17 protein-coding genes are annotated in these 16,929 nt (G+C 61.5%); 9 read left to right on the forward strand and 8 right to left on the reverse strand.

The genetic code is table 11. The features are described 5' to 3' along the window. Positions 1–260: 260 nt before the first annotated feature. From RHE_RS28320 to RHE_RS28335, 4 genes are read right to left on the reverse strand one after another with little or no spacing between them, the layout of a single operon-like run. Entirely contained in the window at positions 261–1,109 is an 849-nt protein-coding gene (locus RHE_RS28320) for an alpha/beta hydrolase (RefSeq protein WP_011428669.1), read from the reverse strand. A gap of 10 nt (positions 1,110–1,119) precedes the next feature. Then, entirely contained in the window at positions 1,120–2,607 is a 1,488-nt protein-coding gene (locus RHE_RS28325; RefSeq protein ID WP_011428670.1) for an NAD-dependent succinate-semialdehyde dehydrogenase, read from the reverse strand. 14 nt (positions 2,608–2,621) lie between these two features. Further along, positions 2,622–3,851, reverse strand: coding sequence for an iron-containing alcohol dehydrogenase (locus tag RHE_RS28330; RefSeq protein ID WP_011428671.1), 1,230 nt, complete (start codon positions 3,849–3,851; stop codon positions 2,622–2,624). Further along, positions 3,848–4,882: an Ldh family oxidoreductase gene (locus RHE_RS28335; protein ID WP_011428672.1), complete on the reverse strand. Its 1,035-nt coding sequence runs from the start codon at positions 4,880–4,882 to the stop codon at positions 3,848–3,850. The genes RHE_RS28330 and RHE_RS28335 overlap by 4 nt, the downstream gene beginning before the upstream one ends. Before the next feature lie 96 nt (positions 4,883–4,978). On the opposite strand from RHE_RS28335, the gene RHE_RS28340 reads away from it, so the two are divergent. Next, positions 4,979–5,677: a GntR family transcriptional regulator gene (locus RHE_RS28340; protein ID WP_011428673.1), complete on the forward strand. Its 699-nt coding sequence runs from the start codon at positions 4,979–4,981 to the stop codon at positions 5,675–5,677. 54 nt (positions 5,678–5,731) lie between these two features. Continuing rightward, a complete protein-coding gene (locus RHE_RS28345; RefSeq protein WP_011428674.1) occupies positions 5,732–6,325 on the forward strand; it encodes a DJ-1/PfpI family protein in 594 nt (197 codons plus the stop codon). Positions 6,326–6,401: 76 nt separating this feature from the next. Here RHE_RS28345 and RHE_RS28350 read toward each other — a convergent pair whose 3' ends face one another. From RHE_RS28350 to RHE_RS28365, 4 genes are read right to left on the reverse strand one after another with little or no spacing between them, the layout of a single operon-like run. After that, a complete protein-coding gene (locus RHE_RS28350) occupies positions 6,402–7,592 on the reverse strand; it encodes a M24 family metallopeptidase (RefSeq protein WP_011428675.1) in 1,191 nt (396 codons plus the stop codon). Positions 7,593–7,623: 31 nt separating this feature from the next. Continuing rightward, complete coding sequence (locus RHE_RS28355; RefSeq protein ID WP_042120057.1) at positions 7,624–8,037, reverse strand: cupin domain-containing protein; 414 nt, start codon at positions 8,035–8,037, stop codon at positions 7,624–7,626. Between the two features lie 25 nt (positions 8,038–8,062). Continuing rightward, complete coding sequence (locus tag RHE_RS28360; protein WP_042120008.1) at positions 8,063–8,905, reverse strand: phosphoenolpyruvate hydrolase family protein; 843 nt, start codon at positions 8,903–8,905, stop codon at positions 8,063–8,065. Positions 8,906–8,917: 12 nt separating this feature from the next. Beyond that, the gene (locus RHE_RS28365; RefSeq protein WP_011428678.1) at positions 8,918–10,114 is read right to left on the reverse strand and encodes a Tm-1-like ATP-binding domain-containing protein; all 1,197 of its coding nucleotides are present in this window, start codon (positions 10,112–10,114) and stop codon (positions 8,918–8,920) included. A 97-nt stretch (positions 10,115–10,211) separates the two neighbouring features. Here RHE_RS28365 and RHE_RS28370 point away from each other — a divergent pair, with 97 nt between their 5' ends. The 7 genes from RHE_RS28370 to RHE_RS28400 all read left to right on the forward strand — a co-directional run bounded on the left by RHE_RS28370 (position 10,212) and on the right by RHE_RS28400 (position 16,921). Further along, the gene (locus RHE_RS28370) at positions 10,212–10,850 is read left to right on the forward strand and encodes a TetR/AcrR family transcriptional regulator (RefSeq protein WP_020919560.1); all 639 of its coding nucleotides are present in this window, start codon (positions 10,212–10,214) and stop codon (positions 10,848–10,850) included. A 354-nt stretch (positions 10,851–11,204) separates the two neighbouring features. Next, positions 11,205–12,515 carry an ABC transporter substrate-binding protein gene (locus RHE_RS28375; RefSeq protein ID WP_011428680.1) on the forward strand — a complete coding sequence of 437 codons (1,311 nt, stop codon included), beginning with the start codon at positions 11,205–11,207 and terminating at the stop codon, positions 12,513–12,515. A 157-nt stretch (positions 12,516–12,672) separates the two neighbouring features. Further along, entirely contained in the window at positions 12,673–13,578 is a 906-nt protein-coding gene (locus tag RHE_RS28380) for a carbohydrate ABC transporter permease (protein WP_041679317.1), read from the forward strand. Between the two features lies 1 nt (position 13,579). Beyond that, entirely contained in the window at positions 13,580–14,539 is a 960-nt protein-coding gene (locus tag RHE_RS28385; protein WP_011428682.1) for a carbohydrate ABC transporter permease, read from the forward strand. Continuing rightward, entirely contained in the window at positions 14,536–14,739 is a 204-nt protein-coding gene (locus tag RHE_RS28390) for a hypothetical protein (protein WP_020919559.1), read from the forward strand. Before RHE_RS28385 ends, RHE_RS28390 begins: the two co-directional genes overlap by 4 nt. After that, positions 14,736–15,845 (forward strand): ABC transporter ATP-binding protein, encoded by a 1,110-nt coding sequence (locus RHE_RS28395; RefSeq protein WP_020919558.1) that lies wholly within the window; start codon positions 14,736–14,738, stop codon positions 15,843–15,845. Before RHE_RS28390 ends, RHE_RS28395 begins: the two co-directional genes overlap by 4 nt. Next, on the forward strand, positions 15,845–16,921 hold the full coding sequence (locus tag RHE_RS28400; protein ID WP_011428684.1) for an ABC transporter ATP-binding protein: 1,077 nt from the start codon (positions 15,845–15,847) through the stop codon (positions 16,919–16,921). Before RHE_RS28395 ends, RHE_RS28400 begins: the two co-directional genes overlap by 1 nt. The last annotated feature ends 8 nt before the right edge of the window (positions 16,922–16,929 follow it).

Below are 16,929 nucleotides of genomic sequence, written 5' to 3' on the forward strand. Positions count from 1 at the left end.
AGGCCACCACGATAGGCAGAACTCTTAAAAAAATAGTCAATGGTGTCGAGTTTCGGCGCACCTAGGGCGAAGGGAGGTCACGGCGCCTACAGTCATTCCCGACGAGCCCCGCTGCTGCAAGGTGAGAGGGCGATTGGCGTGACCAAAAAAGGAGCAGCCGCATAGGCGGCCTCCATTTTGCCGACGCTCGTCGGTACATGTTGATCGCCTGTTATAACGATGCGTCACTCTTCGACTGCGATGATCATGAAAAGCGGCGGTCAGGGGTAAGCTGATCGCTCGGATCTCGCACCGGCATCAACAATTGCGGCGCGCAATGCCGCCGCCACAGGTGTGCCGGCGACGGCGAGATCGCGTACCGTGCTCATGTGATTGCCGTCTGCGACAAGCGATTCCCGCACTTCAAGCCCTTGGGCGGCGAGAAATTTTTTGAACGCGTTCGCCTGTCTTCTGAATGGATCAGTTTCCAGTTCGCCGGTCATGATAGCGACACGCGTTGCAGGGTCGTGTTCGTGACGCATTGGCGTAAACCGTAGCACCTCCTCATCGCTCAGCGCGATCTCCTCACGGAGGAAGGAGGTCTGCAGGGGCTCGAGATCGTATAGGCCGCCAAGGAGGAAAGCGGCGACCACGCCCGAAGGCGCCGGAGAGCGGTGGAAGAGAAAGGTTGCAAGATGTGCACCGGCGGAGTGACCGCTGACGGAGAACTGCTTCCGTGTGGCGCCAAAACGATTTGCATGCGCCAGCAGGAAAGCCTTAGCTTTCAGGACCTGACCAACCAGGACGTCCATTCTCACGGCGGGCATCAAGGAATAATCGACGATGGCCGCGACCGCTCCAACTCCGGTAATGGTTTCAGCGACGCAGGAATAATCCTCCTTGGAAAACATCCGCCAATAGCCACCGTGGATGAACATGTGGATCGGCATGTCCGACCCGGCGTTGCTTGGAAGGAAAATGTCGAGCGTCTCGTCCGGGCCGGTTCCGTAGGCAATGTTGGATTCCATTGTTACAGTGCGCCGGGTCGCAAGGCTGCGGGCACGGATATCGTCGACAATCTCGTCGAAATCCGTGACATGGTCACGAGTGCGGAAAGGATCGACGGCCACGGGCTCCCCCTCAGAAGCTTGTGGCAATGTACTTGGCTTCCATGAACTCTGCGATTCCGTGATGCTGCCCTCCTTCACGTCCGAGGCCGCTCTGCTTCACGCCGCCAAAGGGGGCAGCGGGATCGGAGACCAGTCCTCGATTGAGCGCGATCATGCCCGCCTCGACCTTTGAGGCGACGCGCAAGCCCCGGCCGATGTCGCGGGTATAGATGTAGGCGGCGAGGCCATACTCCGTATTGTTCGCGGCAGCAATGACCTCTGCCTCGGTCTCGAAACGATAGAGCGGCGCAACAGGACCGAAAATCTCCTCACAGCCCAAGTCCGCGGCCGGGGAAACATCGACAAGCACCGTCGGCGGATAGAAAAAGCCCCGTCCCGCCAATGTTCGTCCGCCGCAGAGCGCGCGCGCGCCGCGGGAAATGGCGTCCGCAACCAGGCGCTCGATCTTCTCCACCGCCTTGCGTGTGATCATCGGACCGCATGCGGTATCCGCATTTACGCCGGGGCCGACCCTGAGGGCGGCCATGCGTCGTGCAAATTTTTCCGCGAAGTCATCGTGGATACCGGATTGGACATAAATGCGGTTCGCAGCCGTGCAGGCCTCACCGGCATTGCGCATTTTCGCCACCATCAGCCCCTCGATCGCCGCGTCAATGTCGGCGTCGTCGAATACGATGAAAGGCGCGTTGCCGCCGAGTTCCATCGAGCAGGAGATCACATTTTTCGCCGCTTCCGCCAGAAGCGTGCGACCGACGCCCGTCGAGCCTGTGAAGGAGAGTTTTCGCACCCGCGGGTCGGCCAGCATGGCGGCGATGACAGGGCCAGGCGTCGATGTCGTCATCACGTTCACGACGCCCCGCGGCACCCCGGCCTCCTCGTAGAGAGCCGCAAGCGCATAGGCCGTCAACGGAGTCTCGCTCGCCGGCTTCAGGATGACGGTGCAGCCGGCGGCAAGGGCGGGCGCAATCTTGCGGGTCGCCATGGCGGCCGGGAAATTCCAGGGTGTGATGAGAACGCAGACGCCGATAGGCTGGTAATCGACGACGATCCGGTTTCCACCGGCCGGCGCAATGCCGAACTCACCCGAGATGCGCACCGCCTCCTCAGCGTTCCACCGAAAGAACTCCGCCGCATAGGCCACCTCGCCGCGCGCGTCGCGCAACGCTTTTCCGTTTTCGAGACAAATGAGCCTGGCAAGCGTTTCGGAGCGCTCCACCATAAGTTCGAAGCAGCGGCGTAGTATCTCGGACCGCTTCCTCGGCGCAGTCTCGCGCCAGCTCTCCGCGGCGCTCGCCGCGGCATCCACCGCGGCTGCCGCATCCGCAAGGCCCGCATCCGGCACGGCGGCAATGACGACCTCCGTCGCGGGATCGATCACCTGGATCCAACCCTCGCCGCCTGCAGGCCGCCAGACCCCGCCAATATAGAGGCCGCGGGAAAACGAGTTGAGCGCGAAGGGATCGTAGTCTAGATTTGGAGAAGTCTTGTTGATGTTCATGATGATTTCCCGGTTCAGAGGGCGGAAGCGGCAAGGTCGCCGTCATAGGCTGCCCGCAACAGGCCCCGCATGGCGGCTGAATCGAGCTGCCGTGGATTATTTTTGATCAGCCGGCCGATGCCGAGTGCCTGCTCGGCCGCCCAGTCGATCCGGTCTTCAGGTAGGCCGAGTCTGGCGAGCGTCGGCGCAATCCCGATCGTGGCAAAGAGGCGGCTCACCTCGGTTATTGCGGAATCGGCAACCGCCGTGTCGTTCTCAACGCCATTGGGGTCGAGGCCGAGCGCCCTACCGACAGCGGCAATCTCCGCTGCAGCGACGCGGCGGTTGAATGTCATTACATAGGGCAGCATCGTAGCCACCCCGAGCCCGTGCGGCGTATGGGTCAGAGCACCGACAGGGTATTGCACCGCATGGGCGGCAGCGGTGCCTGCGGTTCCGAAGGCACAGCCCGCCGCGAGCGCACCCATCATCACATCGCAGCGCGCTTCGATGTCCGAACCGTCGGTGAAGGCCTTTTCAAGGCTCCGGCTGAGGAGCCGGATAGCATATAGTGCGAACTGGTCGGACAGGTCGCTCTTGCCGACAAACACATGCTGCTGCGCAAGTTCCGGGTCGCCGGGGCGACGCATCGCCGTGAAGGCTTCGATGGCATGCGTCAGGGCATCCGCACCGGCAACCGCCGTGAGCCCAGGCGGGCAGGATACGGTGAGATCCGGATCACATATCGCCGCGGCGGCGATGAGATAGGGGCTCGAAATGCCAACCTTCAGGGTGCGGTCTGGATCGGATACAACCGCCACCGGCGTCACCTCGGAGCCTGTGCCTGCCGTGGTCGGCACAGCAATGATCGGCAGGACCGGTGCCGGCACCTTGAACTCACCATAGTAATCGGAAAGCGCGCCGCCATGAGAGAGCAACAGCGACGCGCATTTCGCCATGTCGAGGCAGCTGCCACCGCCGATGCCGATCACCATATCGGGCTTAAAGCCACGCGCGGCCTCAACGCAAGCGGCGACCGTGTCGCGCGGCACGTCCGGCAGCGTCTGATCATGGACCAGTACGGAGATGCCGGCGGCTTCGATGGCGGAGATCATTTCAGCGAAGGCGGGCGTTGAGGCAAAACGCGCGTCCGTGCAGACGAGCGCGCGCCGGCCGGTCCTGCTGGCGACGCTCGCGAGCGCATGGCGCTGGCCGATACCGAACAGGATCTCCCGCGGCAGCCTCAAGGCGGCAAACAGGCTCATGATCCTTGTCCCTCGAAGGCCAGAATGCGGGAGGAGGAAAGCGCGTTGAGGTCTTCCCAGAGGCATTGGTCGATCTCAAAACCGTTGCGGCGGGCAGCCGCCCGCCGCTGACGGGCACGATCGCCGGGGACGAGAACCGGCTCGCCAGCAATCTCGGATGGTGAGGCGCGCACGGCAGCGAGATAGGCTGACAGGCGCGCGGCGAGGCCCGGCGCCAGACTGGGTTCGATCAGGATGAAGACGTCACCCTGGTTGCATGGCGATTGGCTGTCGAGCGTGCCGTGCACGTCCGGTGCGAGCGCGGAACCTGCAAGGGCCGCCACCAGCAGCTCGATGGCAAGGCCGAGGCCATAGCCCTTCGCATCTCCGAAGGGCGCGATCGCGCCGGCCTTGGCACGCCGCGGGTCGGTCGTCGGGTTGCCGGCCGCATCGCGCGCCCAGCCCTCCGGAATGGATCTGCCGGTCGCCGCATAGTGATGTATCCTGCCCATCGGCACGATGCTGGTGGCGAGGTCGAGCACCAGAGGATCCGCGGCGGTCGGGACGCCGATGGCGATGGGGTTGGTGCCGAGCATCGCCCGTGTACCGCCGTAGGGATGGACAAGCGCCTCGCTCGAAGAAAGCGCAATGCCCACGAATCCCATTGCAGAGATGGTCTCCACATAATGCGCAAGCATGCCGAGATGGTTCGCATTGCGCACGGTGACGAGGCCGATGCCAAGATCAGGAATATGGGGCGCCAGCCGCTCGATCCCCGTCTGGGCGACGACGGGGCCAAATCCCGCTGAACCCTCGACCTCCAGCACCGCATCCGCGCGCCAGCGCTGCGTTCCCTTCGACTGCGGGTCGACAACACCGCGCTCGATCCTTTCGACCAGGAGCGGAAGCCGGTACAGGCCGTGGGAGGGGTGCCCCTTCATCTCGGCCGTTACCAAGACGCGAGCCTGCAGGGCCGCATGGTCAGGCGGTGCGCCATGCTCCTCCAGCACGTGGGTGGCAAGCGCAAGGGCTTCCGCTTCGGCAACTCGCATGATTTTTCCTCCCTATATTAAATCGTATAGGATATAGGATTGTCTCGGACGCAGCATCGTGCTAGCGATTGAAGCTGTCAAGAGGCAAGGCAGCAGATGATTTCTACGAGACTCAGAGAACCTATGACGGGCACGACCCAGATACTGCGCGCCAACAGTCTGGCCGGCGACGTCTACGAGGCAATCTTCAACCAGCTCATGTCGTTAAAGATCGCACCAGGTCAGCGCATCACGGTCGACAATCTGGTCAGGGAGTTCAACGTCTCCCACACGCCGATCCGCGAAGCCCTCGGCCGGCTTGAAGGCGAAGGCCTCGTCGTCAAGCAGCATCTCGTCGGCTATCGCGCTGCGCCCCAAATTACACGCCGCCGCTTCGACGAGCTCTATGAACTTCGTCTGCTGCTGGAACCCGCCGGCGCGGCGAAGGCGGCCCAGGCGATGGACGACGAAAAGCTGACCATCCTGACGGAAGCCGCAGGTGTGATGTCGCGGAGCAACAATAGGGACGAGCGGGTGAACTATTCGGCCTTCGCCCGCAACGACGCCATTTTCCATGACCGCATCATGGAGTTTGCCGGCAACGAGTTGATCCGCGAGACACTGGCATTCCAACACACGCATTTCCACATCTTTCGCCTGATGTTCCATCGCCGTGTCACCGAGGAGGCGCTCGGCGAGCATCAAATGCTGCTCGATGCCTTTGCGGCGCGCGACCCGGGCGCGGCTGCGAGTGCAATGCGCATCCACATCGAACATTCGCGCGACCGGCTGTTGCCGGCGTTCGACGAAATCTGAGGAACTGGGAAGGCAAGACCCGCTTGCCCGATCTAACAACGAGGAGGAGAACCTATGCCAGGCAAGAAAATCCTGATGCTGACCGGCGATTTCACCGAGGAGTATGAAATCTTCGTCTTCCAGCAGGCAATGGAGGCGGTCGGTCATACGGTGCACGTCGTGTGCCCGGACAAGAAGGCCGGCGACATCCTCAGGACCTCGCTGCACGATTTCGAGGGGGATCAGACCTATACGGAAAAACTCGGGCACAACGTCACGATCAACAAGACGTTTTCCGAGGCCGCGGAACAACTCGACCAGTATCATGCCGTCTACTGTGCCGGCGGGCGCGGACCGGAATATATCCGCACTGACAAACGCGTGCAGGCGATGGTGCGCCACTTTCATGAGCAGAGGAAGCCGATATTCACTATCTGCCACGGGGTCCAGATTCTGATCGCGGTCGATGGTGTCGTTCGCGGCAAGACGGTGGGTGCGCTTGCTGCCTGCGAGCCCGAGGTCACCCTGGCGGGCGGAACCTATATCGACCTGTCGCCAACCGAGGCCCATGTCGACGGTACAATGGTCTCGGCCAAGGGTTGGACGGCGCTCGCCGCCTTTATGCGCGAATGCCTGAAGGTGCTGGGAACGGAGATCCGCCACACTTGAGACCACCGCACCAAGAAACCGAAAGGCCGGGCAGTGACATCTGCCGGGCCTTTCATTGAGGGCTCTCGGAGCGCAATCACACTCCGCCGCGGTTCCAGCCGCGTCCACGGTCGCCGAACATTTCATATCCCTTGTCGGTGATCGCCAGCGTATCCTCCAGCTTGATGAAACCACGCTTCGGGTGAAGCATCGTCGTCTCGACCGAAATGACATTGCCGGCTTCCAGCGGCTTGTCGGCATCGATTCCCTCATAAGCGACGGGGTGATTCGTCATGAGGAACGGCGCTTCGTGGGTGATGAGGCCCATACCATGGCAGAAGAAGTCGGTGAAGGCCGCCGATGGCGAGGCCTTGAGCTCGGCTTCCGCCGCGACGATCATTTCACTGCCAAGAACCCCTGCTCTGACTTTGGCGAAGGCCGCTTGCTGGATACGTTCGACTTCAGCCAGAAGGTCCTCCAGCTCCGCATCCGGTTCACCGAGCACGCCCATGCGGCAGAGGTCACCGATATATCCGTGATAGTTGCCGCCTGAATCGATTGACAGGATCTCGCCCTCGGCCCAGGCCTGCGGCGAGCCCGCGCGGTTGTGACTGGCGCCGAGCGTCAGCAGACAATATTCGAAGTGCAGCCCGCGGTTCGTCTCCTCCCGGCGCAGCTGCTCGATGATCTCCAGTTTCGTCGAGCCGGCGCGGGCCGCCGCGATCGTCGCCAGCATCGAGTCGGTGATCAGTTCGGAGGCGCGTCTGAGCTTTGCCAGTTCGTCCGCTGTCTTGACGGCCCTCAGCCGCTCCAAAACATGCGTGGCATCGACAAATCGAGCGCCATCCAGCCGAGAGGCAAGAAGATCGCGGGCGTCGGATGGCAGGAAGGCTGGCTCGATGCCGATCCGCCCACTCGCCTTGCCGATTTTCTTCAGGTGCTCGACGGCGAGCCCGGCTGCGTCCTGCGTGCCCCAGGTCGCCGTATGCACTGCGGGCGTCCAGAATGGATTGTTCTGGTGCTCTGCGCCTTCCATGCGGTTTCCCACATAGGCGGAGTGATCAGGCGCGCCTTTCTCGTAAATTACCATCGGCAGGTACCGGCTATGCCCGATCGCATCCATGGCGGCGAAGAAGATGAACTTGTAGCCGCCCATGAGATATTGCGTGTTGTGTTTTGAAGTGGCGGCGATGACGTCGATACCGGCTTCCTCCATGAGGCGGTCGAGCTTGGCCGTATCGAACGGCGCCACAGTGGGCTGCCTTGCTTGCCCTGCATTGTCGTTCATTGTCTTTCCTCCCAGGATATGGATGTCCGCCTCAGAGGCCCTGCGGCAGCAGGCGGAAGTCCGGCAAATCGCGAAGCGCAAGCTCCGGCCCCACCGGTGAGTAGACCACGAAGAGGAGCATAGGCCCACCGCCAGTGTTCTTGGTCGAATGAAAGCGACTTTCGGGAATATAGATTGTGCAGCCGCTAGCCACCCGCCGCGTCATCGGATTACCGTTCTCGTCCTCGACCATCTGCTCGCCCTCACCTGAAATCACGAAGATGATTTCCTCTGCGCCCGGATGATTGTGGCGGGAATGGCCCTCGCCACATGGCAGTTCGACGACGCCTCCAGAAAAGCGGCTGGAGCCGTTGACCTCGGGCGCCACTGTCAGCGACAGCTTGCCCCAGTCAAAACCGAAGGCGCTCACATCCTGGGGATAGATGAAGTACTTGTTCTTTTCCACGAAACGGCCTCCTCCATGCCCTTTCTCAGGCGCCCGCATTAAGGGCGAGCGCCTTGAAGTCTTCCGTCTGCTTGCGGATTGCAGCCTCTGCCGGCAGGCGCTCCATCGAGCTTGCACCATAAAAGCCGTGGCAGCCAGCACAACGCTCGAGGACGTAGCGCGCATCCTCCGGCATGGAGATTGGGCCGCCGTGGCAGAGGACGATGACGTCGTCGCGCACGGACCGCGCCGCCTTGGCGATCGCGGCGATCTCGTCGACGCAGTCATCAAGCGACTTGCCGGATGTGGCGCCGATCGTGCCGCCGGTCGTTACCCCCATATGCGCCACGACGATGTCGGCGCCGGCGACGGCCATGGCGATAGCCTCGCTCTCGTTGAAGACATAGGGCGTCGTCAGCAGGTCGAGCCCGTGGGCAATGGCGATCATCTCGACCTCCAGATTGTAGCTCATGCCTGTTTCCTCGAAACTCTGCCGCATCCGGCCGTCGAAGAGGCCGATGGTTGGGAAGTTCTGTACACCTGAAAAGCCCATAGCCTTCAGGTCGGCGAGGAAGCGCGGCATCAGCACGAAGGGGTCAGTGCCATTGACGCCGGCGAGCACCGGCGTCTTTTTCACGACCGGCAACACTTCGAGCGCCATGTCCTTCACAATTTCGTTGGCGTTGCCATAGGCCAGCAGTCCGGCCGCCGACCCGCGCCCCGCCATGCGGTAGCGCCCAGAATTGTAGATTATGATGAGATCGATGCCGCCGGCCTCCTCAGCCTTGGCAGAGATGCCGGTGCCGGCGCCGGCGCCGACGATCGGCACGCCGGCTGCGATCATGCCGTGGAATTTTTCGAGAATGGTCTTGCGCGGTATGGCTGGCATCAATTCTGTCTCTCAGGGGTTGGCGATGTCACGATAGGCCGCGACGGCGGCTTCTGCGAAGTGCGGGTCGTTGATATGGAGCGGCAAGCGAACAATGCGTCGCGACACCGTTGGCTTCACCGTCGCCTCAAGGGCGGCAAAGAGCGCGGCGTCGGCTTGCGGATCGAAGAACGCACCGCCTTCAATATCGAGGGCCGAGATGCCCTTTTCAGGAACAAGGAAGCGTACGGGGCCGTGGCAGAGATTGAGCTTTTCGCCGATCCAGCGGCCGACCTCAGCGCATTCGGCCGAGGTCGTGCGCATCAAGGTGACGTTCGGGTTGTGGCGGTAAAACAGCCGGCCAGCATAGCGTTGAGGGACAGTCTCCGGCGCCCAGAAGTTCACCATATCGAGCGCGCCGGCCGAGCCGACATAGGGCAGGCCGGTGCGGGCAATCGCATCGAAACGGTCCGCGGTGGCAGGCAGGACGCCTCCGAAAAGCAGGTCGCAGACCTCGGTCGTCGTGATATCGAGTACGCCTGAGATCACACCACTGTCGGCAAGCTTCTCCATTGCCCGCCCGCCCGTGCCGGTAGCGTGGAAGACCAGGCAATCATAGTCCGCACGCAGGCGCTCGACCATGGCGGATACGGCGGGTGTGGTCACGCCGAACATGGTAAGCCCGAGCGCCGGTTTCGATGCAGTCACCTCAGCCGGCCGGCGGGACATGGCGGTGATCGCCTGGGCGGCGTTGTGAAGAATGACGCGGCTGAGCCGGTTCAGACCCGCCATGTCCGTGACTGAAGGCATCATCACGATGTCGGAAACATCGACATAGGGAGCAACATCGCCGGAGGCGAGTGTCGAGACCATGATCTTTGGCAGACCGAGCCGCAATTGGCGCATGCCCGCAGTAATGATCGAAGTGCCCCCACCTCCGCCGATACCGATGATGCCGGCGATGTCCCGGCGCTCCACGAGGAAGCGCGCGAAGGCAATGCCCATCGCTTCGACCGCCCGGCCGCGGTCCTCACAGGCAAGGACGGCTACAGCACCGTCGGGGTGGCATGCGGCAACCGCATTGGCGTTCACATCGACGACGGTCCGGGGCTCACGGATGCCGACGTCGACGCGTACAACAGACCCGCCCGCAGCTTCGATGCAAGCGGCAAGATAGGCAAGCTCCTCGCCCTTCGTGTCGGCCGTGCCGACTGCGTAGATCCGCTTCATTTCCCCTCCCAGACCGGTTGGGTTCCTCCCCAGCACATCCACCACGGGGCAAGCGATGGACTCTTGCAAATTTTTGAGACTCGCGTATCATAAAGATATGGATGTCTCACGTCAACAGAACGAAACAGCGAGGACCGAGCGAGGCCCCCGTGCCCGCACGCGAAAACTGATGCTCGAAACCGCAACGCGGCTCATGCAGTCGGGCATCACTCCCTCGGTAAGCGAAGTGGCCGAGGCGGCCGAAGTGTCGCGCGCGACGGCCTACCGCTACTTTCCGAGCCAGGCCGCGCTCGTGCATGCCGTGGTCGATGAGGCTCTGGGACCAATACTCGGCTGGTCGTCCGACAGTCCGGATGCACGCACCCGCGTCGCCGACCTTTTGGCGACCGCGATGCCGCGCATCGACGAGTTCGAGGCCACTTTCAAGGCCGCGCTGAAACTCTCGCTGGACCAGTGGGCACAGCGTCAGGCGGGAACGCTCGGCAACGAGCCGCTGTTCACGCGCGGCCACCGCGTCGACCTGCTGAAGTGCGTTACGGCCCCTCTGCAGGGCACCGTGCCGCCTGAGTCCCGGGAACGCCTTGCACAGGCGCTTTCGCTTGTTTTCGGCGTCGAGGTGCTGATCGTTCTGAAGGATATCTGGGGCCTCACCTCCGAAAGCGCCCAGTCTGTTGCCGAGTGGGCTGCCAAGGCGCTCGTTGACAGCGCGTTACGTCAGGCTGAGAGCAAAGGATGATATGGAAGCCCGCCAACTGGTTCGACCAGATGAGGTGATGTCGTTTGTATCGTGGTCGCCGTTGGCGACGAGAAAAGAAAGATCGCTCCACAGATCTGCATCAATGGAGCCACAGATTGCGGGAGAATATCCAGAATTCTGGAAGGCGTGCCGTTGATGAAGCTCTCGAAGGGTCGCCCTTGACGATAATGGCGTTTGGTACTACCAGATCAGGGAAATAATATTCAGGCTTGAGATCTGAACGCGCTAGGTGTCGGGGAGGACGCCAGCACGAAAACCACCCAGGAGGATCAAGAAGCCAGATCGGGAGGCCCGCGACGACGCGGGAAGCGTGCATAAATGGGAGGAAACGTTATGCGCAAAACTATGACCGGTCTCATTGCCGGTGTCGGATTGATGTGGGCCTGCGGCACGTCCGCACAGGCCCAGGAACTGACAATTTTCTGGGCCGAGTGGGACCCGGCAAATTACCTTCAGGAACTTGCCAACGAATACGAGGCTGAAACCGGCGTCAAGGTCACTGTCGAGACCACACCATGGTCCGACTTTCAGACCAAGGCCTTCACCGAATTCAACGCAAAGGGCTCAGCCTATGACCTGGTCGTCGGCGACAGCCAGTGGATCGGGGCTGCGTCAGAAGCAGGACACTACGTCGATCTCACCGAATTTTTCACCAAGCACAATCTGACCCAGGTGATGGCTCCGGCGACGGTGAAGTACTACTCCGAGTATCCGGCGAACTCGAAGAAGTACTGGTCAGTTCCTGCAGAAGGTGACGCCGTCGGCTGGTCATACCGAAAGGACTGGTTCGAAGATCCCAAGGAGATGGAGGCGTTCAAGGCGAAATACGGTTACGACCTCGCCCCACCGAAGACATGGGCCCAGATGCGCGACATCGCCGAGTTCTTCCATCGCCCAGATCAGAAGCGCTACGGAATAGCCATCTACACCGACAATTCTTATGACGGTCTCGTCATGGGTGTCGAGAACGCAATCTTCTCGTTCGGAGGTGAACTCGGCGACTACCAGAACTACAAGGTTGACGGCATCGTCAACTCTGAGAAGAACGTCAAAGCGCTCGAATTGTATCGCGAGCTGTACGGCTTTACGCCTCCGGGCTGGGCCAAGTCCTTCTTCGTCGAGAATAACCAGGCGATTACCGAGAACCTGGCGGCGATGAGCATGAACTATTTCGCCTTCTTCCCGGCTCTGGTGAACGAGGCATCGAACCCGAACGCCAAGGTTACCGGCTTCTTTGCCAACCCGGCTGGTCCGAACGGCGAGCAGTTCGCAGCGCTCGGTGGCCAGGGCATATCGATCATCTCCTATTCAAAGAACCAGGAAGAGGCGATGAAATTCCTCGAATGGTTCATCAAGGACGAGACCCAGAAGCGCTGGGCCGAACTCGGCGGCTACACGGCAAGCGCCAAGGTGCTTGAATCTCCGGAATTTCAGAACGCGACACCCTATAACAAGGCTTTCTACGAGACCATGTTCAAGGTGAAGGACTTTTGGGCAACTCCTGAATATGCCGAACTGCTGATCCAGATGAACCAGCGGATTTATCCTTTCGTCACCGCTGGCCAAGGCTCAGCGAAGGAAGCGCTCGACGCTCTGGCGGCTGACTGGAACGCGACGTTCAAGAAATACGGACGCAACAAGTAGCAAAACGCGATCAGCGGAAGGGGCCCCGCCGCCCCTCCCATTTCATTCTGCATCTCGCGCCCAAGGCGCGGTTCGAGAGGGCGCGGCGCCCGGCATTCACTTCGCGCATTGTGATGCCTTCCGGCATCCGGCGCCGAACTCTCGGAGGAGGAGAGGATTGGCCACCGCAGTCATGACATCGCTGGACACGAAATCGCGTGCCGCGTCGCGTGGCATGAGCGACATCCGCATTCGCAACCTGTTCATCATCCCGACGATCCTGTTTCTGATCGTCTTCAACATCTTCCCGCTGATCTACTCGCTCGGCTATTCCTTCACCGACTTTCGCGCCTCGTCGAACGCGCCGGTCAATTTCGTCGGCCTGCAGAACTACCGCGAGCTGCTCAACGATCCGTTCATATGGTCTAACTTTGCCATCACCGCGAAATATGTGATCGTCTCCGTTACGGGACAGGTGATCGTCGGCTTCGGCACGGCGATGCTGCTCAACCGCGACATTCCGATGAAGGGTCTTCTGACGACACTGCTGCTGCTGCCGATGATGCTGTCGATGGCAGTGGTCGGCCTCTTCTGGAAGCTGCTCTACGATCCCTCCTTTGGCATCATCAACTACACGCTCGGCCTCGGCTCCTTCGAGTGGCTGTCGAATCCGGATGTGGCGCTCTATGCGGTCGCCATCACTGATATCTGGATGTGGTCGCCGTTCGTGATGCTGCTGTCGCTCGCCGGCCTTTCGGCCGTGCCAAAGCACCTCTACGAGGCAGCGGCGATCGACCGGGCGGGACCATTCTATACCTTCTTCCGCATCACACTGCCGCTGGTGGCGCCGATCCTGATGATCGCAATTATCTTCCGGACGATGGAAGCCTTCAAAACCTTCGACCTCGCCTACATCCTGACCAGCCAGCCGACGACGGAGGTGATCTCCATTCGGCTCTATAAGATGGCCTTCCAGGAATGGCAGACGGGGCGCTCCTGCGCACTCGCCTACATCGTGCTCATCATGATCCTCGCGATCACCAACATTTACGTCAAGTACCTCAACAAAGTGAAGGAGCGCTGAGATGGCTGCCGTCCAAACACGCTCCGAACGCGCGCTGAACCGGATTGCGATCGCCGCGGTACTGGTCATTACGCTGATCTTCCTGGCGCCGATCTACTGGATTACCTCGACGGCCTTCAAGCCTCGCAACCTCGCCACCACCATCCCGCCGACGGTGGTCTTCGAGCCTGAACTCTCGCCTTTCGTGAAGCTCTTCACCAAGCGCTCACAGCTACGCGGGGTGCCGACGCCCGAAGAATATGCCGCCGCCCCCTGGTGGGAGCGGATGGTGTTCGACGGCGGCGAGAAGATCGTCCGCTCCGGCCGCGGCGAGGTGCAGCCGTCCGGCTATCCGAACCGCTTCATGAATTCGCTGATCGTCGCCATCACCTCCACGCTGCTGGCGGTGGGAATGGGAACTTTCACGGCGTACGGTTTCTCACGCTTCAGAGTGAAGGGGGAGGCAGACCTTCTATTCTTCATCCTGTCGACTCGCATGCTGCCACCTGTCGTCGTAGCGATCCCGATGTTCCTCATGTACCGCGCCGTCGGCCTCAACGACACGCATTGGGGCCTCATCATACTCTACACTGCCTTCAACCTTTCCTTCTCTGTTTGGCTGATGAAGGGTTTCATCGATGAGATCCCGAAGGAATACGAGGAGGCCGCGCTCGTTGACGGCTACACGCGGATGGAAGCCTTTTTCAAGATCGTCATTCCGGAAGCAGCGACCGGCATAGCCGCAACCGCCGTCTTCTGCTTCATCACCGCCTGGAACGAGTATGCCTTTGCGCTCATCATGACGAACCGGCGGGCGCAAACCGCCCCACCCTTCATTCCCAGCCAGGTCGGCTCCGGCCTGCCGGATTGGACGGTCATCGCGGCCGGGACCTTCCTGTTCCTGCTACCGGTCGCCATCTTCACCTTCCTGCTCAGGAACCACCTCCTGCGCGGCATGAGCTTTGGAGCGATCCGCAAATGACGTTGCGCACCGTCAACCAGAGATATCTCGAGCCCGGTTCGCAGTACCTGATGATCTTCGGCATCATCGCGCTGTGCCAGCCATGGAATCTGTTTCTGCACCGTTATGGCATGACGATGACGCTTGTCGGACTGATCGCCTTCATGGTGACGACCAAGATCCCCCGGGATGCGCAACCAGACGAAGGCAGCCACTCATGACGCAGATCGAGCTTCGCGCTATCCAGAAGTATTTCGGTGCCGTCCAGGTCATCAAAGATCTCAATCTTGCCATCGACGACAACGAGTTCATCGTACTGCTCGGACAATCGGGCTGCGGCAAGACGACGACGTTGCGCGCCATTGCGGGTCTGGAGACGATCGACGACGGCGACATCCTGATCGACGGCCAGCCGGTGCAGCATATCAAGGCATCAGGCCGGGACATCGCCATGGTGTTCCAATCCTTCTCGCTCTATCCGCACATGACGGTCTACGAAAACATCGCCTTCCCGCTTCGCGCCACCCGAATGAGCCGCGCCGATGTCGACAGGGCGGTCCGCGAGATCGCCGCCGTGCTGCGCATCACCGATCTGCTGGCCCGCAAGCCATCGGCGCTGTCAGGTGGCGATATGCAACGTGTCGCAATCGGCCGCGCGCTGGTGCGACGCCCGAAAGCGATGCTGATGGACGAGCCGATCGGTGCGCTGGACGCGAAGCTGCGAGAGGAGATGCGGGCGGAAATCAAGCGTCTGCATATCAAGCAGGGTTCAACCACTATCTACGTGACGCATGACCAGGTGGAGGCCATGTCGCTCGCCGATCGCATCGTCATCATGCACGAGGGGATCCTTCAGCAGGTCGGCACGCCGGAAGAGGTTTACGGGCAGCCCGCCAACATGTTCGTGGCGCAATTTGTCGGAAGCCCCGTCATGAACATGGCGCCGGCAACCGTCAGTGAAACGGGCGGCCACACGAGTGTGCAGGTCGGCGATGGGACAACGGGCTTCGAGTTCCCCGCTGTCCTGGCCAACCGCCTCTCTGAGGCGAGGGCCGCGAGCGGGCAGCTGACACTCGGGGTTCGGCCGGAGGGCGTGGTCGTTTCGCGGGAGGCGCGTGAGGGCTTCGTGCCGGTAGAGGCGCATATTATAGAGCCGCTCGGTTCGCACGACATCGTAGACCTGAAGGTCGGTCAGCAGATGATCCGGGCGCGCACCAAAAGCGGTTTCGTGCCCGGTCCGGGCGAGGCCGTCTGGGCCCGCATCGACCCCGCCCAGGCGCATTTCTTCAACACGGCAACCGGTTCATCGCTTGGGATCAGACTCTGATGGCGCATATCGAACTCAAGGGCATCACCAAGACTTTCGGCACCCACACGGCACTTAAAAACCTGAACATCGACATCGCCGACGGCGAGTTCTTCGTGCTGCTCGGGCAGACCGGGGCCGGCAAGACGACGACGCTGCGCCTGATCGCCGGTCTTGAGAAGCCGACGGCGGGCCAGATCTTCATAGACGGGCACGACGTCGCCGACTGGGGCGCCGCCGAGCGGGACGTAGCCCTGGTGCTCCAGCAATACTCGCTTTACCCGCGTTATACGGTTCGGGAGAACCTGGAATTTCCATTGAAATCCCGCATTCGCCGCATTGACCCTCCGGAAATCCAGGAGCGCGTGGCACGGGTTGCAAAGACCCTGCGCATCGAGCATCTGCTCGACCGCAAGACGGATCGGCTGTCGGGAGGTGAGATGCAGCGCGTCTCGATCGGTCGGGCCATCGTGCGCAAGCCGCGGGTCTTCCTGATGGACGAACCGCTTTCGGCGCTCGACGCGAAGCTTCGCGAAGCGTTGCGCACTGAGTTGAAGAACCTGCAGATGAACCTCGGCGCGACCTTCCTCTTCGTCACCCATGACCAGATAGAGGCCATGTCCATGGGCGACAAGATCGGCGTCCTGAACAACGGCCAACTGGTGCAGACAGGCACACCGCAGGAGATCTACCGGAACCCGGCCAACACCTTCGTCGCGCGCGCCGTCGGTTCACCGCCGATGAACCTGATCACCGGTACGCTTGCCGGCGGCGAGGCAGTGGCCAGCGAGGGCTACCGGCTGCCGTTCGGCAACGGCCGGGCGATCGCGGCGGACGGTCGCCCGCTCACCTTCGGCATCCGTCCGGAGGACATCTTCCTCGACAGCGGCGCGCCAGGGGAAGCGCGGGTGCACGACGTGGAGAACCATGGCGTCGAAAAGATTGTGACGCTACGCACCGGCGAGAAGTTCATCCACGCGACCGTGCCGACGCAAACGGTACTTCGGATTGAGGACACGGTTCGCTTTTCGTGGAATCCGGAAAAGGTCGTCCTTTTTGACGCCGGCAGCGGGGTAAGCCTGCGGCATGCGGTCTGACCTGCTCC

The organism is Rhizobium etli CFN 42, from assembly GCF_000092045.1.
GTDB classification, from domain to species: Bacteria; Pseudomonadota; Alphaproteobacteria; order Rhizobiales; family Rhizobiaceae; genus Rhizobium; species Rhizobium etli.